This is a genomic window from Streptomyces sp. NPDC111516, assembly GCF_055635345.1.
This window is the reverse complement of the sequence record NZ_JBVKBV010000010.1, coordinates 155,247-180,427: the sequence shown is the minus strand read 5'-3', so window position 1 is coordinate 180,427 and position 25,181 is coordinate 155,247. Positions and strand designations below refer to the sequence as shown.

At 70.0% G+C, this 25,181-nt stretch carries 19 protein-coding genes, 1 tRNA gene and 1 pseudogene; 13 read left to right on the top strand and 8 right to left on the bottom strand.

Translation table 11 applies throughout. The features are described 5' to 3' along the window. Nucleotides 1-4: 4 nt before the first annotated feature. From ACZ7L9_RS20895 to ACZ7L9_RS20885, 3 genes are read left to right on the top strand one after another with little or no spacing between them, the layout of a single operon-like run. Entirely contained in the window at nt 5-853 is an 849-nt protein-coding gene (locus ACZ7L9_RS20895; RefSeq protein ID WP_471416954.1) for a CoA transferase subunit A, read from the top strand. After that, the gene (locus ACZ7L9_RS20890; protein WP_471416821.1) at nt 850-1,623 is read left to right on the top strand and encodes a CoA-transferase subunit beta; all 774 of its coding nucleotides are present in this window, start codon (nt 850-852) and stop codon (nt 1,621-1,623) included. The genes ACZ7L9_RS20895 and ACZ7L9_RS20890 overlap by 4 nt, the downstream gene beginning before the upstream one ends. Then, a complete protein-coding gene (locus ACZ7L9_RS20885; protein WP_471416819.1) occupies nt 1,620-2,690 on the top strand; it encodes an NAD(P)H-dependent flavin oxidoreductase in 1,071 nt (356 codons plus the stop codon). The genes ACZ7L9_RS20890 and ACZ7L9_RS20885 overlap by 4 nt, the downstream gene beginning before the upstream one ends. Nucleotides 2,691-2,798: 108 nt before the next feature. On the opposite strand, the gene ACZ7L9_RS20880 is transcribed toward ACZ7L9_RS20885, so the two are convergent. The 4 genes and pseudogenes from ACZ7L9_RS20880 to ACZ7L9_RS20865 all read right to left on the bottom strand — a co-directional run bounded on the left by ACZ7L9_RS20880 (nt 2,799) and on the right by ACZ7L9_RS20865 (nt 6,581). Continuing rightward, nucleotides 2,799-3,956, bottom strand: coding sequence for an acetyl-CoA C-acetyltransferase (locus ACZ7L9_RS20880; protein WP_471416817.1), 1,158 nt, complete (start codon nt 3,954-3,956; stop codon nt 2,799-2,801). Nucleotides 3,957-3,994: 38 nt separating this feature from the next. Further along, nucleotides 3,995-4,618 (bottom strand): annotated as a pseudogene (locus ACZ7L9_RS20875) (TetR/AcrR family transcriptional regulator); the annotation flags it as partial. A 14-nt stretch (nt 4,619-4,632) separates the two neighbouring features. Next, the gene (locus ACZ7L9_RS20870; RefSeq protein WP_471416815.1) at nt 4,633-5,418 is read right to left on the bottom strand and encodes an SDR family oxidoreductase; all 786 of its coding nucleotides are present in this window, start codon (nt 5,416-5,418) and stop codon (nt 4,633-4,635) included. Further along, nucleotides 5,415-6,581 carry an acyl-CoA dehydrogenase family protein gene (locus ACZ7L9_RS20865; RefSeq protein ID WP_471416812.1) on the bottom strand — a complete coding sequence of 389 codons (1,167 nt, stop codon included), beginning with the start codon at nt 6,579-6,581 and terminating at the stop codon, nt 5,415-5,417. Before ACZ7L9_RS20865 ends, ACZ7L9_RS20870 begins: the two co-directional genes overlap by 4 nt. Before the next feature lie 48 nt (nt 6,582-6,629). On the opposite strand from ACZ7L9_RS20865, the gene ACZ7L9_RS20860 reads away from it, so the two are divergent. The 6 genes from ACZ7L9_RS20860 to ACZ7L9_RS20835 all read left to right on the top strand — a co-directional run bounded on the left by ACZ7L9_RS20860 (nt 6,630) and on the right by ACZ7L9_RS20835 (nt 13,667). After that, nucleotides 6,630-7,478 carry an enoyl-CoA hydratase gene (locus ACZ7L9_RS20860; protein WP_471416810.1) on the top strand — a complete coding sequence of 283 codons (849 nt, stop codon included), beginning with the start codon at nt 6,630-6,632 and terminating at the stop codon, nt 7,476-7,478. Continuing rightward, complete coding sequence (locus ACZ7L9_RS20855; protein ID WP_471416808.1) at nt 7,478-8,698, top strand: acyl-CoA dehydrogenase family protein; 1,221 nt, start codon at nt 7,478-7,480, stop codon at nt 8,696-8,698. The genes ACZ7L9_RS20860 and ACZ7L9_RS20855 overlap by 1 nt, the downstream gene beginning before the upstream one ends. Then, complete coding sequence (locus ACZ7L9_RS20850; protein ID WP_471416806.1) at nt 8,698-9,693, top strand: acyl-CoA dehydrogenase family protein; 996 nt, start codon at nt 8,698-8,700, stop codon at nt 9,691-9,693. The genes ACZ7L9_RS20855 and ACZ7L9_RS20850 overlap by 1 nt, the downstream gene beginning before the upstream one ends. Next, on the top strand, nt 9,690-10,766 hold the full coding sequence (locus ACZ7L9_RS20845) for an acyl-CoA dehydrogenase family protein (RefSeq protein ID WP_471416804.1): 1,077 nt from the start codon (nt 9,690-9,692) through the stop codon (nt 10,764-10,766). The genes ACZ7L9_RS20850 and ACZ7L9_RS20845 overlap by 4 nt, the downstream gene beginning before the upstream one ends. Nucleotides 10,767-10,857: 91 nt before the next feature. Then, nucleotides 10,858-11,643 carry an SDR family oxidoreductase gene (locus ACZ7L9_RS20840; protein ID WP_471416803.1) on the top strand — a complete coding sequence of 262 codons (786 nt, stop codon included), beginning with the start codon at nt 10,858-10,860 and terminating at the stop codon, nt 11,641-11,643. A gap of 647 nt (nt 11,644-12,290) precedes the next feature. Beyond that, on the top strand, nt 12,291-13,667 hold the full coding sequence (locus tag ACZ7L9_RS20835; protein ID WP_471416802.1) for a vanadium-dependent haloperoxidase: 1,377 nt from the start codon (nt 12,291-12,293) through the stop codon (nt 13,665-13,667). 350 nt (nt 13,668-14,017) lie between these two features. On the opposite strand, the gene dacB is transcribed toward ACZ7L9_RS20835, so the two are convergent. Together dacB and ACZ7L9_RS20825 are read right to left on the bottom strand one after the other, a co-directional pair. Continuing rightward, complete coding sequence (gene dacB / locus ACZ7L9_RS20830; protein WP_471416800.1) at nt 14,018-15,604, bottom strand: D-alanyl-D-alanine carboxypeptidase/D-alanyl-D-alanine endopeptidase; 1,587 nt, start codon at nt 15,602-15,604, stop codon at nt 14,018-14,020. A 1,210-nt stretch (nt 15,605-16,814) separates the two neighbouring features. Then, a tRNA-Pro gene (locus ACZ7L9_RS20825) sits at nt 16,815-16,888 on the bottom strand. 128 nt (nt 16,889-17,016) lie between these two features. Between ACZ7L9_RS20825 and ACZ7L9_RS20820 the strand changes: the two genes are divergently transcribed. The 4 genes from ACZ7L9_RS20820 (at nt 17,017) to ACZ7L9_RS20805 (ending at nt 23,249) form a co-directional block, all read left to right on the top strand. Continuing rightward, nucleotides 17,017-17,718, top strand: coding sequence for a transketolase (locus ACZ7L9_RS20820; RefSeq protein WP_471416798.1), 702 nt, complete (start codon nt 17,017-17,019; stop codon nt 17,716-17,718). A 35-nt stretch (nt 17,719-17,753) separates the two neighbouring features. Then, complete coding sequence (locus tag ACZ7L9_RS20815) at nt 17,754-18,656, top strand: transketolase family protein (protein ID WP_471416796.1); 903 nt, start codon at nt 17,754-17,756, stop codon at nt 18,654-18,656. Between the two features lie 235 nt (nt 18,657-18,891). Continuing rightward, complete coding sequence (locus ACZ7L9_RS20810) at nt 18,892-22,383, top strand: ThuA domain-containing protein (protein ID WP_471416794.1); 3,492 nt, start codon at nt 18,892-18,894, stop codon at nt 22,381-22,383. Nucleotides 22,384-22,397: 14 nt separating this feature from the next. Continuing rightward, nucleotides 22,398-23,249, top strand: a complete 852-nt coding sequence (locus ACZ7L9_RS20805) for a sugar phosphate isomerase/epimerase family protein (protein ID WP_471416792.1) — start codon at nt 22,398-22,400, stop codon at nt 23,247-23,249. Between the two features lie 83 nt (nt 23,250-23,332). Here ACZ7L9_RS20805 and ACZ7L9_RS20800 read toward each other — a convergent pair whose 3' ends face one another. Both ACZ7L9_RS20800 and ACZ7L9_RS20795 read right to left on the bottom strand, forming a co-directional pair. Further along, nucleotides 23,333-24,163 (bottom strand): ABC transporter ATP-binding protein, encoded by an 831-nt coding sequence (locus ACZ7L9_RS20800; protein WP_471416790.1) that lies wholly within the window; start codon nt 24,161-24,163, stop codon nt 23,333-23,335. Then, a complete protein-coding gene (locus ACZ7L9_RS20795) occupies nt 24,160-25,179 on the bottom strand; it encodes an ABC transporter substrate-binding protein (protein WP_471416788.1) in 1,020 nt (339 codons plus the stop codon). Before ACZ7L9_RS20795 ends, ACZ7L9_RS20800 begins: the two co-directional genes overlap by 4 nt. Nucleotides 25,180-25,181: the final 2 nt, after the last annotated feature.

Genomic DNA, 25,181 nt, shown 5'->3' with positions numbered 1-25,181 from the left:
GACCATGACCGCCGACGAGGTCGTCGGCCGGCTGGAGAGCGGCATGACGATCGGCATCGGCGGCTGGGGCTCCCGGCGCAAACCGATGGCGCTGGTCCGCGCGCTGCTGCGCTCGGACGTCACCGACCTGACCGTCGTTTCCTACGGCGGTCCGGACGTCGGGCTGCTCGCCGCCGCCGGACGGATCCGCAAGCTGGTCGCGGCCTTCGCCACACTCGACTCCATCCCCCTCGAACCGCACTTCGGTGCGGCCCGGCAACGGGGCGCGCTCGAGATGGTGGAACTGGACGAGGCCATGTTCATGTGGGGACTGACAGCCGCTGCGCAGCGGTTGCCCTTCATGCCGGTGCGGGCGGGGCTCGCCTCGGACGTGATGCGCGTCAACCCGCGGCTGCGGACGATCACTTCACCGTACGAGGACGGCGAGGAGCTCGTCGCGACCCCGGCGCTGCGGCTGGACGCGGCGCTCGTCCACCTCAACCGCGCCGATGCGCTCGGCAACGCCCAATACCTCGGCCCCGACCCGTACTTCGACGACCTGTTCTGCGAGGCCGCCGACACCGCGTACGTCTCCTGCGAGCGGATCGTGGACACCGCGGAGCTGCTCAAGGAGAACGGACCGCAGACGCTGCTGGTCAAGCGCGCGTTCGTGAACGGTGTCGTCGAGACCCCGAACGGAGCGCACTTCACGTCGTGCGTGCCCGACCACGACCGCGACGAGACGTTCCAGCGGGCCTACGTCCAGGCTGCCCGCGACCCCGAGGCGTGGCAGGCGTTCACCGAGCGGTTCCTGTCCGGGGACGAGGCCGCGTACCAAGCCGCGGTGGCGGCGTTCCACGAGGAGGAAAAATGAGCGGCAGCACAGGGACGGCGACGGCGACGCGGGCCGAATACTGCGTGGTGGCCTGCGCCGAGGCATGGCGGGGCGCGGGCGAGGTCCTGGCCGGCCCGATGGGCACCGTCCCCACGATCGGGGCCCGGCTGGCGAAGCTCACCTTCTCCCCCGATCTGCTGCTGACCGACGGCGAGGCACTGCTCATGGGTGATGTGCCGGCGGTCGGTACGAAGTCCCAGGTGGTGGAGGGGTGGTTGCCGTTCCGTCAGCATCTGTCCATGACCGCCACGGGACGGCGGCACGTGATGATGGGCGCCACCCAGATCGACCGCCACGGCAACCAGAACATCTCCTGCATCGGCGACTGGGCCGCCCCCGAGCGGCAGCTGCTGGGGGTACGCGGAGCCCCTCTCAACACCCTGAACAACCCGACGAGTTACTGGATCCCCAGGCATTCGGCGCGGGTGTTCGTCGAGCGGGTCGACATGGTCTGTGGCGTCGGCTACGACCGCGCCGCCGCGGCCGGCCCCGCCGCGGCCCGGTACCACCGCATCCCGGACGTCATCAGCAACCTCGGCGTCTTCGACTTCGAGACCCCGGACCGCACGATGCGGCTGCGCTCCCTGCACCCCGGCGTCACGGCCGAGCAGGTCGCCGAGGCCACCGGCTTCGCGCTCACGATCCCCGACGAGGTGCCGTACACCCGCGAGCCCACCGCCGAGGAGCTGCGGCTGATCCGAGAGGTCATCGACCCGAAGGGCCTGCGCGAGCGCGAGGTCCCCGCATGAGCGGCGTCACGATCACCACCCCCCTCACCGAGCTGGTCGGCGTGCGCCACCCCGTCGTGCAGACCGGCATGGGGTGGGTCGCGGGTCCCCGCCTGGTCACGGCGGCCGCCGAAGCCGGCGCGCTCGGGATCCTCGCCTCCGCCACGATGACCGTCGAACAGCTCCGCTCGGCCGTCCATGAGGTCACGTCCCGTACAGACGCGCCGTTCGGCGTCAATCTGCGGGCGGACGCGGGGGACGCGGCCGAGCGCGTACGGATCATCATCGACGAGGGCGTCAAGGTCGCCTCGTTCGCGCTGGCGCCCTCCCGTGAGCTGATCGCGCGGCTGAAGGACGCCGGGGTGGTGGTCATCCCGTCCGTCGGCGCCAGACGGCATGCGGAGAAGGTCGCCGCGTGGGGCGCCGACGCGGTGGTGGTGCAGGGCGGCGAGGCGGGCGGGCACACCGGGAACGTCGCGACCACCGTCCTGCTCCCGCAGGTCGTCGACGCGGTGGACATTCCGGTCGTCGCGGCGGGCGGCTTCCATGACGGTCGCGGTCTGGTCGCCGCGCTGTCCTATGGTGCGGCCGGGATCGCCATGGGCACCCGATTCCTGCTCACCTCCGACAGCACCGTCCCCCCGGCGGTCAAGGCGAAGTACCTGGCCGCAGCGGTGACGGACGTGACCGTCACCACCGCCGTGGACGGCCTCCCGCACCGGATGCTGCGCACCGAACTGGTGGACGTCCTGGAGCGCTCGGGCCGGTCCGCCTCGCTGCTGCGGGCGGTCCGGCACGCCGCGGCGTTCAAGAAGGAATCGGGCCTGGGATGGGCGCGGATGATCCGCGACGGCCTGGCGATGAAGCACGGCAAGGAACTGACCTGGAGCCAGGTCCTGCTGGCCGCCAACACTCCGATGCTGCTCAAGGCCGCGATGGTCGAAGGACGCACCGATCTCGGGGTGATGGCCTCCGGCCAGGTCGCGGGGTTGATCGACGATCTGCCGTCGTGCGCCGAACTCGTCGACCGCGTCATGGCCGAGGCGGACGCCACACTCCGCGGCCTGCCCCTTCCCCTGGCGCGCTGAGGGACGAGCACGGCGGAGCGCGAGCGCCGGACAGCTGGGCGATGCCGGCCGGGTGCGGCGTCCCGGACCGGAAGCCGCACCCTGCAGGGATGGCGATGTGACGATACGTCAGAGACGTTCGATGATGGTGACGTTGGCCTGGCCGCCGCCCTCGCACATGGTCTGCAGGCCGTACCGGCCGCCGGTGCGGTCGAGTTCGTGCAGCAGTGTGGTCATCAGCTTGGTGCCGGTGGCGCCCAGGGGGTGCCCGAGGGCTATGGCGCCGCCGTTGACATTGACTTTCTCGGGGTCGGCTCCGGTCTCCTTCAGCCAGGCCAGGACGACCGAGGCGAACGCCTCGTTGATCTCGACCAGGTCGATGTCGTCGAGGGAGAGTCCGGTCTTCTTCAGCGCGTACGCCGTCGCCGGGATCGGCGCGGACAGCATCCGGATCGGGTCCTCGCCGCGCACCGAGAGGTGGTGGATACGGGCCCGTGGGGTCAGGCCGTGCTCGCGGACGGCCCGTTCGGAGGCGATGAGCATCGCGGCGGCGCCGTCCGAGACCTGCGAGGAGACGGCGGCGGTCAGTCGGCCGCCCTCGACCAGCGGCTTCAGGCCTGCCATCTTCTCCAGCGAGGTGTCCCGGCGCGGGCCCTCGTCGCACGTCACGTCGCCGTAGGCGACGATCTCCCGGTCGAAGCGGCCCTCGTCGATGGCCCGGATCGCCCGCCGGTGCGAGCGCAGCGCGAACTCCTCCATCTGCTCCCGGGTGATGCCCCACTTCTCGGCGATCAACTCGGCGCCGTGGAACTGGTTGACCGGCTGGTCTCCGTAGCGCGCCCGCCAGCCCGCGGAGCCGGCGTACGGCCCGTCGGTGAGCCCGAGCGGTTCGGCCGCCTGGCGGCCGGCGAAGGCGATCGGAATCTGCGACATGTTCTGTGTACCGCCGGCTACGACCAGGTCCTGGGTGCCGGAGAGCACCGCCTGTGCCGCGAAGTGCACGGCCTGCTGGGAGGAACCGCACTGGCGGTCCACGGTGACGCCCGGCACTTCCTCCGGCAGCCCGGCGGCCAGCCAGCAGGTGCGGGCGATGTCCCCGGCCTGCGGGCCGACGGTGTCCAGGCAGCCGAAGACGACGTCCTCGACGGCCGCCGGGTCGACGCCCGTGCGCTCGACGAGCGCGGTGAGCACGTGTGCACCCAGGTCGGCCGGGTGCGCGGCGGCGAGCCCACCGTTCCGCCTGCCTACCGGGGTGCGGACTGATTCGACGATATAGGCCTCGGCCATGACGGCTCCTTTGCTGTTTCCACAGTGACATGTCGGTCCCGCAGGGCGATGCCCTCCAGCACCATGGACAGGTACTGGCGGGCGATCTCCTCGGGGCTGTGCTGTCCCCCCGGCCGGTACCACGAAGCGGCGACCCAGACGGTGTCGCGCACAAAGCGGTAGGTGAGCCGGGTATCCAGATCAGCACGGAAGATCTCGGCGGCGACACCGCGTTCAAGGGTCCCCAGCCACGCCGTCTCGAATTTCACCTGCGAGTCCGCGAGATAGCGGAACCGGGGCTGGGAGGCGAGGTGCCTGGACTCCTTCTGATAGATGGCGACCGCGGCACGGTGCCGGTCGATCTCCCGGAAGGATTCGGTGACGAGGGCCTCGATCGTCTCCCGCGGGCCGAGTCCGGCGGCGAGTACGGCGTCGTACCCGGCCCACAGCTCGTCCAGGAAGGTGGAGAGGATCTCGTCGAGCATCGACTCCTTGGAGTCGAAGTGGTAATAGAGGCTTCCCGCAAGCATTCCGGCGGCGTCGGCGATCTCGCGGACGGTGGTGGCGTTGTAGCCCTGCGCGGCGAACACCTCCGCGGCGGTGGCCAGGAGTTCGCTGTGCCTCTCGGGGGACGGGCTCATCGTGGTCTTCCCGCCTTGGCCCGGCGCACTGCTCTTCGGCATCCGGTCATCGCTCGTCACGCCCGCTGGCTGCTGACCGCGACCGTCTCGCCGGTCATGTACGAGGAGTAGCCGCTGGCCAGGAAGACGATCACGTTGGCGACCTCCCAGGGCTCTGCGTAGCGGCCGAACGCCTCGCGCTCGGTGAGCTCGGCCAGCAGTTCGGGGGTGGTCACCTTCACCAGGTGCGGGTGCATCGCGAGGCTCGGCGCGACGGCGTTGACGCGCACGCCGTACTCGGCGGCCTCGACGGCCGCGCAGCGGGTGAGCGCCATCACGCCGGCCTTGGCGGCGGCGTAGTGCGCCTGGCCGCGCTGGGCGCGCCAGCCGATCACCGAGGCGTTGTTGACGACGACGCCCCCGCACTCCCGCTCCTTCATCCGGCGCAGCGCGGCGCGAGTGCAACGGAAGGTGCCGTTCAGGGTGACGTCGAGAACCGCGGACCACTGCTCGTCGGTCATCTCGACCAGGTCGGCGGTGCCGCCGAGTCCGGCGTTGTTGACGACGATGTCGAGGTGGCCGTGCTGCTCCTGAGCGAGGTCGAAGAGGGCCGCGACCTGCTGTTCGTCGGTGACGTCGCAGGGCAGTGCGGCAACCCGGTCGGCTCCGAACTCCCCGGCGAGCGCTTCGGCGCTCTCCTTCAGCCTGCGCGCGTGGGCGTCGCCGATGACGATCCGGGCGCCCTCCTCGAGGAATCTGCGGGCGGTGGCCCCGCCGATGCCCGCACCGGCGGCGGCGGTGATCACGGCGGTGCGCCCGTCGAGCAGGGCGTGGCCGGGCACATAGGGCAGCGGTGTCGTCATGGGCGGGCCTCCTTGGGCAGGCCGAGGACGCGCTCGGCGATGATGTTGCGCTGGATCTCGTTGGAGCCGGCGTAAATGGTGTCGGAGCGGGAAAAGAGGAACAGCCGCTGCCAGTCGGTGAGGTCGTACGGCTGCCCGGCGGCCAGCATGCCGTCGGCGCCGCAGACCTCCATGGCGAGCTCGCCCAGTTCCCGGTGCCAGGTCGCCCAGAAGATCTTGCCGATGGAGGCCTCGGGGCCCGGGACGCCCGCCGCGACCTGGTCGAGCATCCGCAGGGCGTTGCAGCGGATGGTCTCCAGGCCGACCCAGGCGCGGGCGAGCCGGTCCCGGATCAGCGGGTCGTCTGCCGCGCCGTTGCGTCGGGCCAGTTCGATGAGGGACTCCAGTTCGCGGCGGAAGCCGACCTGCTGGCCGAGGGTGGAGACCCCGCGCTCGAAGCCGAGGGTGGCCATGGCCACCTTCCAGCCCTCTCCGGGGGCGCCGACGACGTGTCCGGCGCGGGTGCGCGCACCGTCGAAGAACACCTCGTTGAATTCCGAGGTGCCGGTCAGCTGGTTGATCGGCCGGATCTCGACGCCGGGCTGATCCAGGGGCACCAGGAGGTAGGACAGGCCCTGGTGGCGGCTCGATCCGGCATCGGTGCGGGCGACGACGAAGCACCAGTCGGACTCGTGGGCCAGTGAGGTCCAGATCTTCTGCCCGGTGACGACCCACTCCTCGCCGTCCCGCTCGGCGCGGGTCCGTACGTTCGCCAGGTCGGAGCCGGCGTCCGGCTCGCTGTATCCCTGGCACCACAGCTCCCGGGCCTCGACGATCGGCGGCAGGAATCGCTCCTGCTGCTGCGCTGTGCCGAAGGCGATGAGGGTGGGGCCGAGCAGCTGTTCCCCGATGTGGCCCACCCGGGCGGGGGCGTCGGCCAGGGCGTACTCCTCGTGGAAGGCGACCTGCTGCTCCAGGGTCGCGCCCCGGCCGCCGTACTCCTGCGGCCACCCCACGCAGGTCCAGCCGGCGGCCGCCATGTGCCGTTCCCAGGCGAGCCGTTCGGCGAATGCCTCGTGCTCCCGGCCCGGGCCGCCGCGGCCGCGCAGACCAGCGAACTCTCCGGCGAGGTGGGCGGCCAGCCAGTTGCGGAACTCGGTGCGGAACTCCTCGACGCTGCTCATGACCGTACGGTAGTCTACCAAACACTTGTTAGGGAAGGAGGGGGCCCGATGACCGCCGCCCACGACGAACCGGTGCGCTACGAGAGGCGAGGCCCGGTCGCGACCGTCACCATGAACCGGCCCGGCTACCGCAACGCACAGAACTCCGCGATGACCTACGCCCTGGACCGGGCCTTCTACCGCGCCGCCGACGACGACGAGGTCAAGGTCGTCGTCCTGGCCGGAGCGGGGAAGCACTTCTCCGCGGGCCACGACATCGGCACCCCGGAACGGGACGCCCACCTGCCGTTCGACCGCAAGGCCGGATTGTGGTGGGACCACTCGGACAAGGCCGGGGCGGAGAGCCGCTTCGCCCGCGAGTCCGAGGTCTACCTGGGCATGTGCCGCCGATGGCGCGAACTACCCAAGCCCGTCATCGCCTCGGTGCAGGGTGCGTGCGTCGCGGGCGGACTGATGCTCGCCTGGGTCTGCGACCTGATCATCGCCTCCGACGACGCCTTCTTCGCCGACCCGGTGGTCCGCATGGGCATCCCGGGCGTCGAGTACTTCGCGCACCCCTGGGTGATGCCGCCGCGCATCGCCAAGGAGTTCCTCTACACCGGCAACCGGATGAGCGCGCAGCGGGCGTACGAGGTCGGCATGGTCAACCGCGTCGTTCCGCGCGCCGAACTGACCGAAAGGGTCACGGAGTTGGCGATGCGGATCGCCGAGATGCCGCGGATGGGGCTCGCTCTGACCAAACGCGCGGTCAACCAGGCCGAGGACCTGCAGGGTCTGCACACAGGCATGGACTCGGTCTTCGGGCTGCACCACCTCGCGCACGCGCACAACGCCGAGACCGCCCCCGACGCGCTGGGCGGCATGGACATCCGCGCGATGAAGAAGGCGGGATCCTGATGGACCTCGACTTCACCGAGCAGGAGGACGCTTTCCGCGCCGAGGCCAGGGCCTGGCTCGCCGCGCACGTCCCCGGCACCCCGCTGCCCTCCCTGGAGACCGCCGAAGGCTTCACCGCCCACCGGCAGTGGGAACGCACCCTCTTCACGGACCGCTGGTCGGTGGTCTCCTGGCCCGAGGAGTACGGCGGACGCGGCAGTTCGATCCTTCGATGGCTGGTCTTCGAGGAGGAGTACTACGCGGCCGGCGCTCCCGGCCGGGTCAGCCAGAACGGCATCAACCTGCTCGCCCCCACCCTCTTCGAGCACGGTACGCAGGAGCAACGCACCCGCATCCTGCCCCTCATGGCGAGCGGTGAGGCCATCTGGGCCCAGGCCTGGTCCGAGCCGGAGTCGGGCTCCGACCTCGCCTCCCTGAGCTCGACGGCCGTGCGCGCCGACGGCGGCTGGCTGCTCAACGGCCAGAAGACCTGGTCCTCGCGGGCCACCTTCGCCGACCGGGCCTTCGGCCTCTTCCGCAGCGACCCGGACGCCGGCAGGCCGCACCACGGCCTGACGTATCTGATGTTCCCGCTGGACGCCGACGGCGTGACCGTACGGCCCATCGGCCGGCTCGACGGCAAGCCCGCCTTCGCCGAGCTCTTCCTGGACGACGTGTTCGTGCCCGACGAGGACGTCATCGGCGAACCCGGGCAGGGCTGGCGGGTGGCGATGAGCACCGCGGGCAACGAGCGCGGCCTGACCCTGCGCAGCCCCGGCCGCTTCACCGCGGCCGCCGACCGCCTGACGGCACTGTGGCGGGAGCGGGCCGACCCGGCCGACACGGCTCTGCGCGACCGGGTCGCCGATGCGGTGATCGGCGCCCGCGCCTACCAGCTGTTCGCCTATGCGGGCGCCTCGCGCCTTGCCGCAGAGGGGGTCGGGCCCGCAGAGCCCTCGAGCAAGGGTGGTGGTGGGCGACGGGCGGGAGCGATCGGCGCCGAGTCCAGCCTCAACAAGATCTTCTGGTCCGAGCTCGACATCGCCCTGCACGAGACCGCCCTGGACCTCCTCGGTCCGTACGGTGAGCTGGCCGACGGCGCCGAGGATGCGCCCGGACACGGCAGTTGGGCCGATGGCTACACCTTCTCCCTCGCCGGGCCGATCTACGCCGGCACCAACGAGATCCAGCGCGACATCATCGCCGAGCGGCTGCTCGGCCTGCCGAAGGGACGCCGGTGATGCGGTTCCTCCTGGACGACGAACAGCGGGAGTTCGCCCGCACCCTGGACGGCATGCTCGGCTCGTACGACACCACGGGTGCCGTACGGGCCTGGGCGTCGGGCGACCACGGCCCCGGGCGCGCCCTGTGGGAGCGGCTCGCGCAGGCCGGGGTCTTCGCTCTCGCCGTACCGGAGCAGCACGACGGCCTCGGCCCGCTCCCGCTCGAACTGGCCGTCGCCTTCACCGAGCTGGGTCGGCACGCCGTCCCCGGACCGCTGGTCGAGACCGTCGCCGCCGCCGCGCTCCTGGACCGGCTCGGCGACGAGGCCGCTGCCACCGCATGGCTGCCCGGCATCGCCTCCGGCAAGACAGTCGCCTCGCTCTGCCTGCTCTCCCCCGACAGCCCCTACGCCCTGGACGCCGACGCCGCCGACGCAGTCTTCGTCGTGGACGGCGACACCCTGCGCCTTGCGCAGTCGGCAGGCCCCGTCCAGCCGTCCGCCGACCCGGTCCGACGGCAGGCCCGGCCGGTCGGCGGAACCGTACTGGCACAGGGGTCCAAGGTGGTCGCCGCGGCCACGCACGCCGCGGACGTCGCGGCGCTGGCCACGGCCGCCCAGGCTCTCGGGCTGGGACGCACCCTGCTGGCACGTACCGTCGAACACGTCCGGCAGCGCACCCAGTTCGGGGTGGCCATCGGTTCCTTCCAGGCCGTGAAGCACCGACTGGCGGACACCCTCCTCGCGCTCGAATTCGCCCAGCCGCTGGTCCACTCCGCCGCCCTGGCCCTGGCCTCGGACCGGGCGTCGGCCCGCGAGATCGCGGCGGCCAAGGTCACGGCGGGCGAGGCCGCGTACGCCGCGTCCCGCACGGCCCTGCAACTGCACGGCGCCCTCGGCTACACCGACGAACTCGACCTGTCGTTGTGGATCCGCAAGGCGCGCCCCCTGCGCGACGCCTGGGGCACCCCCGCGGCATGCCGGGCCCGCGTTCTCCAGGGAGCAGACGGATGAGGCTGACGGAGGAGCAGGAGGAACTGCGTTCCGCCGTCCGGTCGTTGCTCGCACGGCACGAGGGCGCGGCGGCCTGGCGACCACTGACCGGGCAGGTCGGCGTCGCGGGGCTCGCCGTCCCGGAGGAGTACGGCGGCGCGGGCTGCGGAGCGGCGGAAGTCCACGTCGTGATGGAGGAGTTGGGGCGGGAGCTGAGCCCGGTCCCCTGTCTCGGCTCCGCGGTGCTCGCGGTGCAGGCGCTGCTCGCCTCCGGTGACGCGGCGGCCTGCACCCGGTTGCTGCCGCGACTCGCCGAGGGCCGCGCGGTGGGGACGCTGGCGTGGGCCGAGCGGGGTTCCTGGGATCCGGCGGCGATCCGGGCCGAGGCCGTCGCCGGGCCTGGAGGCGGCAGCTGGCGGATCACCGGAACCAAGGAGCACGTGCTGGACGGCACGGAGGCCGATGTGCTGCTCGTGGCGGCCCGCACGGCGGCCGGGGTCTCGCTCTTCCAGTTGGCCCTGGACAGTGCGGGAGTACGCCGCGAAGCGGTGGTGACGATGGATCTGACGCGACCACAGGCTCGTGTGGTCCTCGATGGCGCCGAGGGCCGACTCATCGGCACCGACGGCGAGGGCGACCGGGTGCTGCGACACGTACTGGACCTGGCGTGCACGGCGCTCGCCGCGGAGCAGGTCGGCGCGGCCGAACGCTGCCTCGAACTCACGGTCGCGTATGCCAAGGACCGCGTCCAGTTCGGCCGGTCCATCGGCTCCTTCCAGGCGGTGAAGCACCGGCTCGCGGACGCGTACGTGCTGGTGGAGTCGGCGCGCTCGGCCGCCCTCGGCGCGGCCTTCGCAGCCGTCGAGGGGTCACTGGAGCTGACCCGCTCCGCGGCCGTCGCCAAGTCCGCCTGCTCGGAGGCGTTCTCCGCGGTGGCGGGCGAGATGATCCAGCTGCACGGCGGTATCGGCATCACCTGGGAGCACACCGCCCACCGCTACTTCAAACGCGCGCACGGCTCCGCCCGGCTCTTCGGTCCGCCGGCGTGGCACCGGGGCCGGCTCGCCGCCGGCCTGGGGCTGACCGCGGGGTGACCAGCCGGCGGAAGCCCGGTCGCCCATGTCCGTGGTCCAACCGCGGATTCCAGTGAGCCAGCCGTAACGGAGCCTGGCAGAAGGCGGGAGCATGGACAGCAGCAACCCGATGGACTTCACCGGACGAGTCGTGGTGGTCACGGGGGGTACCAAGGGCATCGGTGCGGCGATCGCCGAGGCGTTCCTCGGCGCGGGCGCGGACGTCGTCGTCTGCGGCCGCAACGAACCGCGGTCGCTGCCCGGCGCGAAGGGACGGCAGGCCGTGTTCCTCCCGGCCGATGTCCGCGACCCGGCTGCGGCGGCGCGGTTCGTCGGCGGCGCCGTGGACCGCTTCGGCCGGCTGGACATCCTCGTCAACAACGCCGGCGGCTCCCCCGACGCCGAAGCGGCCACGGTCTCCCCGCGGTTCGTCGAGAAGATCGTGGCCCTCAATCTGCTGGCCCCGTTCTACGTGGCCCAGGCCGCCAACCGGGTCATGCAGGCACAGAACAGTGGTGGCTCGGTCATCAACATCGGCAGCGTCTCAGCCCACGATCCGCAGCCCGGCACGGCCGCCTACTCGGCCGCCAAGGCCGGTCTGCTCACCCTGACCAGGGCGCTGGCCCTGGAGTGGGCGCCGAAGGTGCGGGTCAACCACATCACCACCGGTCTGATCCGCACCGAGAGCGCCGCGGCCGTCTACGGCGAGGACGGTGGGGTCGCGGTGGCGCGGGTCGTCCCGATGGAGCGGATGGCCGTCCCGGAGGACATCGCGCGCGCCTGTCTGTACCTCGCCGGTGGCCTCGCCTCCTACGTCAACGGCGCGGACCTGGCGGTGCACGGCGGAGGCGAGTTCCCCGCCCGCTATCTCGCCGTGAAGTCCGGCGACCCGGGGTGAGGCCGGCGGACCAGCCGGTTGCGGCAGACATGCACTGAGTTTCCGCCGCGTTCGAGAGATGACGGCGAGAGCTGCTCGGACTGTCTGTCTGGATACCAAGCCCTGCAGGCGGGCACGCACGCCTCGATCAGGCCCCAGGAGATTGACTTGATCGCGACGGGTGGTGACCCGGAGGTGCCACGACACCCGCGCCGCTTGCGGTCTATCACACAGGGTGAAGGTAGATCAACGTGGACAGTGGCGACGCTTTGACCTAGCCGTCGTACCAGTGCGAAAGGCGGGACCGTCGGGCCCCGACCAGCAACCGGCGCAGCCGACTGTAGGCAGATGACCACAGACCGGAGTTGCGGCGTGCTTCGGGAACCCGCAGGCTGTATCTGGCAAGCGGCCTTGATGACGCAAAGAGGTGATCAGGTTGCAGGACCACTCGCGCCCGGTCAACCCCTCGAAACATGGGTGCGGGTGGCGCGTGCCGCCTCAAGGGCCGGTACGCCGGTGAGTCCGGTCGCGATACTCCAACGACCGACCCAGCGCGGGACTCAGGCAGACGGAACTGGCTTCACGTCCCAGTCGAACTCCGGAGCAGGCGCCCGGAGTACTTCTTTGCGGCACACGCTGCGGACTCCCCTCTCGCTCAGTGGTGCCCGTTGACCGTCCGGCCCGAAGTGGCCCACGTGGTCGAAGCGTATGGCCACCGGTTGCCCCAGCCCACCACCCACCACAGGGAGCCACAGCATATGGACGGAAAGCACAAGATACTCACTGCACTGACCGGAACTGCGCTGACAGCCGGACTCACTGGCCTGGCCCTCGGGCCCACCGCCACCACACCTGCTCACTCCCCAACCCTGCGCGCCGCCGCCCAGCCCTCCGGGATGTCGGTCGTGGAGTGGAACCGTGAGCTCATCACCGTCCTGAGCGATCCGAAGGCCCAACCGCCCACCATCCACCCCACGCGCAGCTTCGCGCTCCTTCAGGCCGCCGAGTACGACGCGGTGGTATCGGTCACCCGGGCCGGCCCTGCCTACTTGTCCTCGGTGTCGGCGCCGCGAGGCGCCCGTGCAGACGCAGCAGCGGACCAAGCAGCCCACGATGTGCTGGCGGCCCTGTACCCGGCCAAGCGCGCAAGCGTGGACCGACGGCTGAGCAGCCAGTTGTCCGCGATTCCCAACGGCCCCGGTAAGCAGGCGGGCATTCGCGTGGGAGCCGAGGTCGCTCGCCGACTGGTCAGCCTGCGATCCCATGACGGGTCCTCGACCAAGCCGCCGCCGTTCACTCCCCGCAACGTGGCCGGCGGCTACCGGCCCACACCGCCCGACTTCCCCACACCGGTGTTCACCAACTGGGGCTCGGTCAAGCCGTTCGTGCTGGCCAAAGGAAGCCAGTTCCGCCCGGCGCCGCCGCCGGCCGTCAGCACCGCCGAATACGCCACAGCCTTGAATGAGGTCAAGAGCCTGGGGAGAAAGACCAGTACCACCCGCACCCCCGATCAGACCGCAGCCGGGAAGTTCTGGGCGGCAGCCCCCGTCTGGAACGTCTGGAATCAGATCGCGCAGGACCTCGTCACCTCCCAGCACGCAAGCCTGGAGAAGGCGGTGAAGGTCTTCGCCCAGCTCAACCTGTCCCTCGCCGACACCGCGATCGCGATGTACGACGCCAAGTACGCCTACCGCGTATGGCGGCCCGTGACAGCCCTCCGGCTCGGTGGTGCGCACTACAACCCGCGCATCGTTGGCGATCCCAACTGGACCCCCCTGCTGCCGACCGCCCCGGATCCGTCCTACCCCGCCGCCCACGGCGCTCTCAGCCAGGCGGCGGCAACGACGCTCACCAGGTTCTACGGTGCGCAGCACCACCTCGTGGTGACGTCGAAGGGCGTCACCCGAACCTTCGCCGGCTTCCAACGCGCCGCCACCGAAGCGTGGCTCAGCCGGATATGGTCCGGCCAGCACACCTCCATCGACAACCGGGCAGGCCAGCAACTCGGCACGCGGGTCGCCGATTTCGTGGCGCAACACAGCTGACTGCCCGCACCCGTGCAGCGTCAACGCGCCGCATGGCTGTTGCCAAGAGCCAGCTGTACCCAGCGTATCGGGTACAGCTGGCCCGAACCTCGTGCTACCGCCACGCCAGACGTCGCGGGGCGGTTGAAGCACTGCCAGAAATGCCGGGAGTCGAGCGAGGCTGGACGCGGCGGACTGAAGGATGAGGTGCCCCCGGAAGTCTGGCGGGCAATTTGGTAAGAAGGTCGAGGCAATCGCACTCATTGCGTCGCCGCAGATCAGCGACCCGTGAAACTGGTGGCGCGTCACCCCCCCGGAGAGAGGCGCACCTCCGCGCGGCCTGCGGCGATTCGTCGAGTGCGGTGGCAGTACTAGCAGCGCCGGGGCTTGACCCAGGAGCACTCCAGGCCCGCGTCCTGTTCGGCGGCGCGCTCCGCGCGTGGCCGCACGAGCACGGCACGGTCCTCGTCGGACGAGGCGAGCGTCACCACGATCGCGTCCTCGACGCTCTTCACTGACGAGGCCAGGTAGTTGTTGAGGATGACGCTGTAGACGAGCTCGCGGCCGCCGGCGTCGGTGACGTATCCGGAGAGTGCGGACGCGCCGGTGAGCGATCCGGTCTTTCCGCGCGCGTTGCGGGCCGCGGGCGTGTCGCACATGCGGGAGCGCAAGGTCCCGCCGACGAACCGGTCCGGCTCGCAGGCCACGGGCAGCGACGCGTACCAGTCGTCGTACCAGGGCTCGTCCCGTACGGACAGCAGGAGTTCGGCCAATTGCCGGGCTGGGAAGGCGTTCATCCGCGACAGGCCGGATCCGTCGACCTGTCGCAGTTTCCCGGTGGCGACGCCCGCGCTCTTGAGATAGCCGGAGATGCCGTTGAGGCCCGCCGTCCAGGTGCCGCGTCCGGACTTCTCGTAGCCGATGGTCTTGGTCAGCACCTCGGCATGCATGTTGTTCGACAGCTTCATGAACGGCACGAGCAGGTCCTTGAGCGGCATCGACCGGTGCGCGGCGAGCTGCTTGGCGCCCTTCGGCGTGGCCTGACCGAGACGGGTGCCGTCGTCGACGCGTACGCCGTGTGCGGTGAGCGCGTCCCGGAAGACCGCGGCCGCGTACCCGGTGGGCTCCCAGACGCTGATCCATTCCTTGGTGGGGGCGTCACCCACAGGGATGTCGCCGCTGACGGTGATGGTGTTGCCGCCGTGCTCCCGCGCGACGGACAGGGTGTCGGTGCCGTCCCGCGCCACGGTGGTGGCCCGCACCTCCACATCGACGTAGTCGGTCTTCGGCGTGAGCGTCACCTTCGGCGTGTCTCCGGGCTTCGCGCCCGGCACCGCCTCGACGACGACGGTGCCGGCGTCGTAGTCGGTGTCGGGGGCGACGTTGAGCGGGGAGATCTGCGCGGAGTAGTACGCCGATTCATCGTCGGCCGCCCAGGAGCGGCCGAGCCGCTCGCTGTCGAACCGGGTGTCGTCGGCGACGAGCCGCCCGGTGACCCGCTTGATTCCGGCCGCGGCGACGTCGGCGGCCAGCCGGTCGTAGTCTGCGGCGAGCGTGGTCGGGTCGCCGGTGCCGCGCAGATACAGATCCCCGTGCAGCACGGATCCACTCCGCTTGCCGTCAGCGAGCGCGTCGGTGGTGAACCGGTAGTCGGGCCCGAGCAGCTCCAGGGCGGCGGCCGCGGTCGTCAGCTTGGTGTTGGAGGCGGGCGTCAGCCGCCCGGTCGGCTGCCGCTCGTACAGCACATCGCCGCTCGCGGCGTCGGCGATCACCACGCTCGCGGCGCCGCCTTCCATCCGGGCATCGCCCAGAATCGTCTCGATGGCTTCCGGCAGCCCGGACCGGTCGCCGTCCGCCCCGGCCGGGGAACTCCAGGTGAGCGTGGCCGTGAGTCCGATCAGGGCGGGCCAGATCCAGACACGCTGACGGGACACTACGTCTCTCAAGGGTCTCCTCATGCCACGGGAGCATCCCGGAGAACCACAGCGCGCAACAGACCGCCTCGCCGGTATCAGCGCCGAACACGGCGAAGGTCCTGCCACCAGGACCGCGAGGCCTTCGCCTCACATGGAAATTGTGGAGATGGCGGGAATCGAACCCGCTCCCCAATTTCCTTTGCATTCACGGTTCCGCGAGTCAGGGTCTTTCGTCATCTGACGGTCTACACACGTTGACACCAGATGGCACGAATGGTGCTCCCGGCGGGAACATGGTTGCTCACGCTCTGGAGGTGTGGGCTGGTACTGCAACCGCACTCATTGCGTCACCGCAGGTCAGACGAGGTGCCGCGATCACGAGTCACTGGCGGGGAGTCAGCGGCAAGTTCCGGAACTGCCTGCCACACCGTGCCCTTGGATGCAGGCGAAGCCCGGCTCGGCTGCGCGGCGGGGGTTGCACGTCCGCAACAACCAGAGGCTTCACGTTGGTTACCTGAGTTGCCTCGCTCGACGTTCCCCGCCACGTGGTGGAGCACCTCGCCCGTTTGCTCACCGCACACCGACGACACCTCGGGCCCCAGGGCTCGGCGGACGAGCCGGCTAACGCGCCACGCGGTAGCGGAGGCCGACGATTCTCGAGCTGAAGGCGCGGGTCTCGACGAGTTCGAGCCGACGCGCGTAACCAACCTCATGGCCGAGTACAGCTAGGTCCTGGGCCGAGTCACCTCACGAGATCATTTCGTTGAGAAAACCTCAGTGGCCAGGCTGAACTGAAGATGCTCTCGCCCTTCCGGTAAACAAACCGCTCAACTGCCGCCCGTCACCATTCCACGTCCGTGACGACATCATCAAGGTCAACCCCGCCCGTGTCACCGGCTGGCAGAAGCTCTACAAGCAAGCCGAGGACGAGCTCCTGGACCTACGCGCGCCGGCCCTGCCCGACTGGGAGACGCACGCCCGACTGGCTGACGCTCTCGTGGCTGCCTCCCGCGACCTGTACCGCCGGACACGGTTCCCTCCTCACCACCCAGCGCTACCGCCACCCCGACACGACCCAGATCACCGACGCCGGCCACGCCCTCACCGCACACCTCAACCCCATCCGCACACCCCTCACCCTCGCCGTCCAGCCGGCAGCAGGACGGCGCCGCTGGACCCCGTGGTCCCCAAGAAACACGGAAAGGCGGTACCGGATTTCTCCGATACCGCCTGCGACCTGCGAAAACACAAGTCGGGACGACAGGATTTGAACCTGCGACCCCTTGACCCCCAGTCAAGTGCGCTACCAAGCTGCGCCACGTCCCGATGCCCGCCTGACCTGGGGTTTCCCCTGGCCGAACGCGCATGAGAACAATACCGCACTTGGACGGGTGGTCACGAACGCCTTTCCCGTGGCTTGACCTCAACCAAACTTGATGTTCAACGCTGGGTTCATGACGAACACGACTGCCGCGCCTGCGGGCGGCTACCGCGACATGAACCGGCTGATGAGCCTGATGACGGGGGACGAGAAGCACGGCCCAGCCGCGACCTCCACGCTGGATGCCCTCTGGGTGCTGTACGACCGGGTGCTGCGGGTGACACCCGGCACCGTGGACGCGCCCGACCGCGACCGGTTCCTGCTGTCCAAGGGGCACGGGCCGATGGCGTACTACGCGGTCCTGGCCGCGCACGGCTTCTTCGGCGAGGAGCTGCTGTCGGGGTTCGGGGCGTACGACTCCCCGCTCGGGCACCATCCGGACCGGACGCTGGTGCCGGGGGTCGAGATCGGCAGCGGGTCACTGGGGCACGGGCTGCCGCTGGCCGTGGGGACCGCGCTCGGCCTGCGGGCGCGGGGGCTCACCGACCCGAGGGTATGGGTGCTGATCGGGGATGCCGAGCTGGACGAGGGCAGCAATCACGAGGCGCTCGCCTATGCGGGCCCGGCCGGGCTGGAGCAGCTGCACACCGTGGTGATCGACAACGCGTCGGCGTCGCACGGCCGGCCCGGCGGTATCGCGGCCCGGTTCGAGACCGCCGGCTGGTCGGTCGCCTCCGTCGACGGACGGGACCACGAGGCGTTGTACGCGGCCTTCACGGCGCCGCATGCCGGACGCCCGCGCGCCGTGATCGCGCACGTCGCCCCGAAGCACTGAGCCCACGGACAGAGACACGAAACGGAGAGATACACATGGACACGATGCGTGACCGCTTCATCTCGACCACGTCGCAGCTGCTGGACGAGGACCCCCGCCTCGCCCTGGTGCTGGCCGAGATCAGCAGGGACGGCTTCGAACGGGCCGCGCGGGCCCATCCGGACCGGGTCGTCAATGTCGGGATCAGGGAACAGCTGCTGATCGGCGCGGGCGCCGGGATGGCGCTCGCCGGGCTGCGGCCGGTCGTGCACACCTTCGCCAGCTTTCTGGTGGAGCGGCCGTTCGAGCAGGTCAAGCTGGACTTCGGCCACCAGGGGGTGGGCGGGGTGCTGGTGAGCGCCGGAGGCTCGTACGACTGGCCCGCCGGCGGCTTCACCCACATGTCGCCGGGCGACGTCGCCCTCATGGACACTCTCGACGACTGGACGATCCAGGTGCCGGGCCACCCCGACGAGGCCGAGGAGCATCTGCGACAGGCGGCGGCCGGGGACGGCCGGGTGTACGTACGGCTGTCGCTCCAGTCGAACACGCGGGCGTGGCCGGTCGGCGCGGGGACCGGGTTCACCGTGGTCCGGGAGGGGAAGGGCGGGGTGGTGATCGCGGTCGGACCGATGCTCGACAACGTCCTCGCGGCGACCGCCGGCCTCGATGTGACCGTGCTGTACGCGACGACGGTGCGCCCCTTCGACGGGGCCGGGCTGCGGCGGGCGGTCGGCGGCGGCCGGGCCGCCGATGTGGTGATCGTCGAGCCCTACCTGGCGGGCACGTCCACGGCAGTCGCCAATGACGCGCTCATCGAACTGCCGCACCGTGTGCTGGGCCTCGGGGTGGGGCGGTCCGAGCTGCGCAAGTACGGGGAGATCGACGAGCACCTCACGGCCCACGGCCTGGATCCGCGGGGGCTGCGGGAGCGCATCGATCCGTTCCTCGGCGACTGAGCTCCTCTGAAGCACAGCGGCGCGTTCCTCCGTAGCCGAGCGGAGCGGGAGCCCTCCCGCCGGGGCAACCGCTCTCCCTCGGCGGCGGCACCGGGAACACGTGATGCCACAGAGAACTCACAGAGCGCGCTCCCGACCCATTGACCCCATCAAGACCTGATCCTACGCTGAACGATGCACTCCAGAAAGCGCTTTCTAAATCCCGCAGTCGGCATCTACCGCACAGGGAGCGCCCATGAGTCATCCGATTCGTCACCCTTCGCACCGTCGGCCGTTACCCGGTCATCGGCTTCCGTCGCCGATCGTCGCCCTCACCGCCCTCCTGGCGTTGATCGTCGGCTTCCTGGTGGCCTCCCCGCCCCGGGCCCACGCGGCTTCCTTCCGGGTCCTGGTCTACTCCGAGGTCACCAACTTCAGGCATGACTCGATTCCCGCCGGAATCGAGGCGATCAAGAAGCTCGGCGCCGAGAACGGATTCGAGGTCGAGGCGACCGACGACTCCGCCGTCTTCAATGACACCGATCTCGCCCGCTTCCAGGCAGTCGTGTTCAACAACACCAACTCCACTCCGGAGAAAGGTGACTTGCTGAACTCCGACGAGCGGGCGGCCCTGCAGAAGTACATCCGCGCGGGAGGCGGCTGGGTCGGTCTGCATGCCGCGTCCGCGAGTGAGCGCGACTGGGACTGGTACGAGGGTCTTGTCGGTGCGATCTTCGACCAGCACCCGGCCGTACAGACCGGCCGGATCAAGGTTCTCGACCACGCGCACCCCTCCACGAAGGGGCTTGTGGACCTCTGGGAGCGTACGGACGAGTGGTACAACTGGCGCACCAATCCGACCTCCAAGGTGCACACCCTCGCGCAGATCAAGGTGCGCGACGGCATCACCGGCCTCGACGAGGGAGTGGACCATCCGTGGTCCTGGTGCCAGAACTACGACGGCGGCCGCTCCTGGTTCACCGCGGGCGGGCACGCGTCCTCGGCATTCCAGGAGGAGGGCTTCGTCCAGCACCTCCTCGGCGGCATCGAGTGGGCCGCGGGTGCGAAGCCGGGCGACTGCACGGCGACGCGGACCGGTTCGTTCCAGCGGACCGCTCTGACCACCAGCGATCTCGCCGATCCGTTCGAGCTGGCGGTGGCGCCCGACCGGCGGGTGTTCTTCGCCCAGCGCACCGGAAAGCTGAAGGTCATCGACCAGCGGACGATGAAGGTGTCGACCGCACTGGACTTCGCGTACACACCGGAGATGACCAGTCAGTCCGACGGACTGCTCGGCCTCGCCCTCGACCCGGGCTTCGCGGACAACAACTGGCTCTATCTCCTGCACTCCGACAAGACCGAGAAGCAGCTCAACCTCTCCCGGTTCACGGTCACCGGCAACACGGTCGACCCGGCCTCGGAGAAGCGGCTGCTGACCATTCCGACCTGGCGGGGCGAGGGGCGCGCCAATTCCCACATGGCCGGTTCGCTCGCCTTCGACAAGGCCGGCAACCTGTACGCGGCGACCGGTGACAACACCGATCCGTTCGCCTCGGACGGCTTCAGCCCGATCGACGAGGGCGCGGGCCGCCGTGCCTGGGACGCCCAGGGCACGGCGGGCAATACGAACGATCTGCGCGGCAAGATCCTGCGCATCACACCGAAGGACGACGGTACGTACACCGTTCCCGAGGGGAATCTCTTCGCACCCGGCACGGAGAGGACCCGTCCGGAGGTCTACGCAATGGGGATGCGCAATCCCTTCCGGATCACCACCGATCCGCTGAGCGGCGCGCTGCTGGTCGCCGACTACGGTCCGGACGCCAAGGCGGCGGTCGCCGACCGCGGGCCCGAGGGCACGGTCGAGTACACCCGCATCACCAAGGCGGGGAACTTCGGCTGGCCGTACTGCATCGGCAACAACACCCCGTTCAACGACTACGACTTCACGACGAAGAAACCGGGGCCGAAGTTCGACTGCGCGGCGCTCGTCAATGACTCGCCGAACAACACCGGGTTGCGGGAACTGCCGCCCGCCCAGCCCGCCACGGTCTGGTATGCGTACTCCGCGTCCGCCGAGTTCCCGGAGCTCGGCACGGGAGGCGGCGGCCCGATGAGCGGTCCCGTGTACGACTACGACCCGGACAACACCTACCGCACCAAGTTCCCGGAGTACTTCGAGGGGAAGTGGATCAACTACGAGCTGACCCGCCGCTGGTTCAAGACGTTCTCCTTCCAGCAGCAGGACCAGACGTTCGACGATCCGCGGTTCGCGCCCGTCAAGGCCGGTGAACTCCAGTCCATCAACGGAATCTTCCAGGACATGCAGTGGAACCAGCCCTTCGACGCGGACTTCGGTCCCGACGGGGCGCTGTACGTCATCGACTTCGGGCTCGGCAGCGGTACGGGCCGCGGTGGCAGCAACGAGGGCGCGGGCATCTACCGGATCGACTACGTCGGTGACGGACGGCTGCCCGACGCGAAGATCGCCGCGAGCCGGGACAACGGACCGGCGCCGCTCTCCATTGCGTTCTCCAGTGCCGGTTCCGGCGTGCCCGACGGTCAACCGGTCTCGTATGCCTGGGACTTCGACGGGGACGGCACCACCGACTCGACGGACGCGAACCCCTCGTACACGTATCGCACGAAGGGGCTGGTCACCGCGCGGCTCACGGTCACCGGACCCGGCGGTCTGACGGCGCAGGCCGTGCAGGACATCACCGTCGGCAACTCCCGTCCGGAGGTGACCATCAAACAGCCGCCGAACGGCGGGATGTTCAGCTTCGGCGACACCATCCCCTTCACCGTGAAGGTCACGGACAAGGAGGACGGGAAGGGCGGACCGATCGACTGTGCACGGGTGGTCGTGCAGTCGCAGCTCGGTCATGACACGCATCTGCACCCGCTCGACAACTACACCGGCTGCGCGGGGGAGATCGTCACGGATACCGGGGACAGCCACGGCCCGGGACAGAACCTCTACTACGGAATCACCGCCCAGTACCAGGACAAGGGCGCCCCGGACGCACCCGCGCTGACCGGTTCCACCTCGCTCACCCTGCGCACCGCCTTCCGCGAGGCCGAGCACTTCACGGCGACCGGCGGCACGCACGGCGGTGCGGTGATCGGGAACAGGGCCGATGCCTCCGGCGGGAAACGGCTGACCGAGATCGAGGACGGTGACTGGATCAGCTTCGATCCGGTCAACCTGAAGAACATCGACTCGGTGACCGTCGGTGCGGCCTCCGGCGGCATCGGCGGGAACGTCGAATTCCGGGCCGGATCGCCGACGGGCCCGCTGCTCGGCAAGGTCACCGTTCCGAACACCGGCGACTGGGGCAAGGTCGTCTCTCCGACAACGGCCCTGACGGATCCCGGCGGCAGCATCAAGCTGTACGCGGTGTTCAGCAACCCGGAGTGGAGCGGGGACAAAGCCGATCTGTTCGCGGTCGACTGGCTGCACTTCAACGGTCCCGGCGTCGAGAAGCGGCCCGGTACGAAGGTCGCGGTGCGGGCCGCTCCGGCGACGGGCACCGCACCGCTCGCCGTGGCGCTGAGCAGTGCGGTGGAGCCGGTGGCCGGACGCACGATCGCCTCGTACCACTGGAACTTCGGCGACAACACCACCGGGAACGGTGCGACGGCCACGCACACCTACGGCCGCACGGGTGCGTACACCGCGCACCTGACGGTCACCGACGACAAGGGCGACACCAGCACCGGCTCTGTACGCATCGACGTGAGTTGAGAAGGGAGACCCGCATGGACCGCACACGACGCACCTTCCTGGCCACGGCCGTGGGCGCTGCGGCAGCCACAGGGCTCACCGCCGCCTCCGCCACCGGGGCCGACCGCCGCCGGCGTATCCCGCCGTCCGGGATCGGCATGCACCTCTACACCATGCGTACGCCGTTGGCGACGGACTTCAGGGGCACCCTGGAGCGGCTGGCGGAGATCGGCTACGCCACGGTCGGGGTGAGCGGCCGGCACGGTCACAGCGCGGCCGACATCCGTCGGATGCTCGACGAGACCAGGCTGCGGGCCGTCCTCGAACATGTCGGCTACGACATCGTGAAGGGGGCCGGGCTTCCGCAGGCCCTGGAGGACATCCACACCCTGGGCGGCAAGTGGATCGTCGTACCCAGCCTGCCGGGTCCGCTGCACAGTCCGGCCGGATACCGGGAAGTGGCCAGGGAGTTCAACCGGGTGGGTCTCGCCGCCCGCGAGTCCGGGCTGAAGCTGCTCTACCACAATCACGGCCTGGACCATCAAGTGGTGGACGGAGTCAGCCTGTACGACATCCTGCTCGCCGAGACCGACCCGGAACTGGTCGGCTTCGAGCTGGATCTGTACTGGGCGGCCAACGGCGGTGCCTCGGCGCCGGGTGAGCTCTTCGTACGCCATCCGCGGCGCTTCCCCGCGCTCCATGTGAAGGACATGGCGCCGAACGGGGACTTCGCGGATGTCGGTTCGGGGGTGCTGGACTTCCCGGCGATGTTCGACACGGCGCGGCGGGGCGGTGTGAAGCAGTGGCTGGTGGAGCACGACTCACCGGCCGATCCGTTCGCGTCGGCGCTCGCGAGCTACACGTATCTGTCCCGGCTGCGGTACTGACCCGGCGGGTGCGTGGAGCGGCCCCGGGTTGCGCGACCGCAGCCCGGGGCCGCTCGGTTCTCAGCGGCCGCCCGACCACACCGTCAGTCGTGCGCCGAAGCCGCACCCAGCAGGTCGCGGATACGACCGGCCGCCTCCCGGAACTCCGGGCGCCCCAGCGTCTCGCCGTACTCCCGTTCCGCGCCCAGACCCACCTCGATGATCTCGGAGACCGTGCCGGGGCGCGGGCTCATCACCACCACCCGGTCGGCCAGATAGACGGCCTCCGAGATGGAGTGGGTGACCAGCAGAACGGTGGTGCGGGTCTCCCGCCAGATACGGTTCAGCTCCATGTTCATCTGCTCGCGGGTGAGGGCGTCGAGCGCGCCGAACGGCTCGTCCATCAACAGCACCGGCGGTTCGTGCAGCAGCGCCCGGCACAGTGCCACACGCTGTTGCATTCCGCCGGACAGCTCGTGCGGATACGCGTCCTCGAAGCCGCCCAGTCCCGTCATCCGGATCAGCTCGTCGGCCCGGCCGCGCGCCTGTGCGGGAGGCATCTTCCGGATCTCGGCCTGGAGCAGGATGTTGCGGCGCGCCGAGCGCCACTCCAGGAGGGCGGCGCGCTGGAACACGTAACCGATGTCATGCCGGACCCCGTTGACCTGCTCGCCACCGAGCCGGACCTCGCCCGAGGACGGCTTCAGCAGTCCCGCGACCAGTTTGAGCAGGGTCGACTTGCCGCATCCGGACGGTCCGACAATGGCCACGAACTCACCGGGAGCCACATCGAGCGACACCGCGCGCAACGCGGTGACATCGCGCTTCCTGCTGCGGAACCGGACCGCCACATCGGACAGTTCGACCGCTGCTGCCGCCGTGGCGGCGGGGACCGGCGCCTCGGTCGGTGTCGCGTCCTGCTTCGGCATGGTCATCCCTTCAGTGCCGTCTTCTCGTCCCAGTACTCGGCAACGGCCTTCGGCTTGCTCACCATGCCGGCCTCGGCGAAGACGTCGATGGTCTGCTGCCAGTCGGCCTCGTCGTTCACGCCGGGCGCCTTGCCCTTGGTCGAGGTGGTGTGCAGCAGGGTGAGGGTCGTCCTGAACTGCTCGGCCAGGACCGTGGCCGGCGGCAGTTGCTCCGAGGCTCCGTCCATCGCCGCGACCGCCGGTCCGGGGGCCTTCTCGGCGGCCGCCCACGACTCGCTGACCGCCCGCACCATGCGTCCGGCGAGTTCGGACTTCGAGGAGAGGATCTTCTGGCCGGCGAGCAGACCGTTGGAGTAGAAGTTCAGCCCGTTCTCGGAGAAGCGCAGGTACGAGACCTGCTTCTTCGCCTTGTCCTGCATGGTGGGGCCCTGGTCGCTGGCGTAGCCGAGCAGTCCGTCGGTCTTCCCGGAGATCACCGCGGCGATCTTGCCCGCCGGGTCGGTGTTCTGGACCTTGACGTCCGACTCGGCCAGGCCGTTCTTCTTCAGGAAGATCGGGAAGGTCTTGGAGAGCGCGTCCCCCGCCGTCCCCGCGATGGTCTTCCCCTTGAGGTCGGCGGGCGACCGGATGCCCGCGGCGTCGAACGACTGCACCGACGCCGGGGTCGTCTGGAGGAAGACTCCAAGACTCTTCACCTGCACGCCCTGGTCGACACCGGCGAGCAGCGCCGGGGTGTCGGCCCAGCCGAAGTCGGTCTGGCCCGCCGCGGTGGCCTGCACCGTCTTCTGCGAGCCCTGGCCCGCCTGGATCTCCAGGTCGATGCCGTGCTTCTCGAAGATCTTCTGCTGCTTGCCGTAGTAGAACGGCGCGTGTTCGCCGTACGGATACCAGTTGAGGGTCAGCGTTACCTTGTCCAGCTTCTTACCCGAGTCGCTCGTGGTGGTCGAGGCGTCGTTGCCACCGCAGGCCGTGGCCACCAGGACGAGAGGTACGACACCGATCAGGAGTCTGCGCGCATGCATGG

What these genes read in the sequence shown, in the direction of transcription:
- ACZ7L9_RS20850 (WP_471416806.1), top strand. Translation starts at nt 8,698, where the DNA reads ATGCGGTTCCTCCTGGACGACGAACAGCGGGAGTTCGCCCGCACCCTG.
- ACZ7L9_RS20805 (WP_471416792.1), top strand. Translation starts at nt 22,398, where the DNA reads ATGGACCGCACACGACGCACCTTCCTGGCCACGGCCGTGGGCGCTGCG.
- ACZ7L9_RS20860 (WP_471416810.1), top strand. Translation starts at nt 6,630, where the DNA reads ATGACCGCCGCCCACGACGAACCGGTGCGCTACGAGAGGCGAGGCCCG.
- ACZ7L9_RS20840 (WP_471416803.1), top strand. Translation starts at nt 10,858, where the DNA reads ATGGACAGCAGCAACCCGATGGACTTCACCGGACGAGTCGTGGTGGTC.
- dacB (WP_471416800.1), bottom strand. Translation starts at nt 15,604, where the DNA reads ATGAGGAGACCCTTGAGAGACGTAGTGTCCCGTCAGCGTGTCTGGATC.
- ACZ7L9_RS20815 (WP_471416796.1), top strand. Translation starts at nt 17,754, where the DNA reads ATGGACACGATGCGTGACCGCTTCATCTCGACCACGTCGCAGCTGCTG.
- ACZ7L9_RS20855 (WP_471416808.1), top strand. Translation starts at nt 7,478, where the DNA reads ATGGACCTCGACTTCACCGAGCAGGAGGACGCTTTCCGCGCCGAGGCC.
- ACZ7L9_RS20865 (WP_471416812.1), bottom strand. Translation starts at nt 6,581, where the DNA reads ATGAGCAGCGTCGAGGAGTTCCGCACCGAGTTCCGCAACTGGCTGGCC.
- ACZ7L9_RS20880 (WP_471416817.1), bottom strand. Translation starts at nt 3,956, where the DNA reads ATGGCCGAGGCCTATATCGTCGAATCAGTCCGCACCCCGGTAGGCAGG.
- ACZ7L9_RS20870 (WP_471416815.1), bottom strand. Translation starts at nt 5,418, where the DNA reads ATGACGACACCGCTGCCCTATGTGCCCGGCCACGCCCTGCTCGACGGG.
- ACZ7L9_RS20895 (WP_471416954.1), top strand. Translation starts at nt 5, where the DNA reads ATGACCGCCGACGAGGTCGTCGGCCGGCTGGAGAGCGGCATGACGATC.
- ACZ7L9_RS20810 (WP_471416794.1), top strand. Translation starts at nt 18,892, where the DNA reads ATGAGTCATCCGATTCGTCACCCTTCGCACCGTCGGCCGTTACCCGGT.
- ACZ7L9_RS20820 (WP_471416798.1), top strand. Translation starts at nt 17,017, where the DNA reads ATGACGAACACGACTGCCGCGCCTGCGGGCGGCTACCGCGACATGAAC.
- ACZ7L9_RS20890 (WP_471416821.1), top strand. Translation starts at nt 850, where the DNA reads ATGAGCGGCAGCACAGGGACGGCGACGGCGACGCGGGCCGAATACTGC.
- ACZ7L9_RS20845 (WP_471416804.1), top strand. Translation starts at nt 9,690, where the DNA reads ATGAGGCTGACGGAGGAGCAGGAGGAACTGCGTTCCGCCGTCCGGTCG.
- ACZ7L9_RS20795 (WP_471416788.1), bottom strand. Translation starts at nt 25,179, where the DNA reads ATGCATGCGCGCAGACTCCTGATCGGTGTCGTACCTCTCGTCCTGGTG.
- ACZ7L9_RS20800 (WP_471416790.1), bottom strand. Translation starts at nt 24,163, where the DNA reads ATGACCATGCCGAAGCAGGACGCGACACCGACCGAGGCGCCGGTCCCC.
- ACZ7L9_RS20885 (WP_471416819.1), top strand. Translation starts at nt 1,620, where the DNA reads ATGAGCGGCGTCACGATCACCACCCCCCTCACCGAGCTGGTCGGCGTG.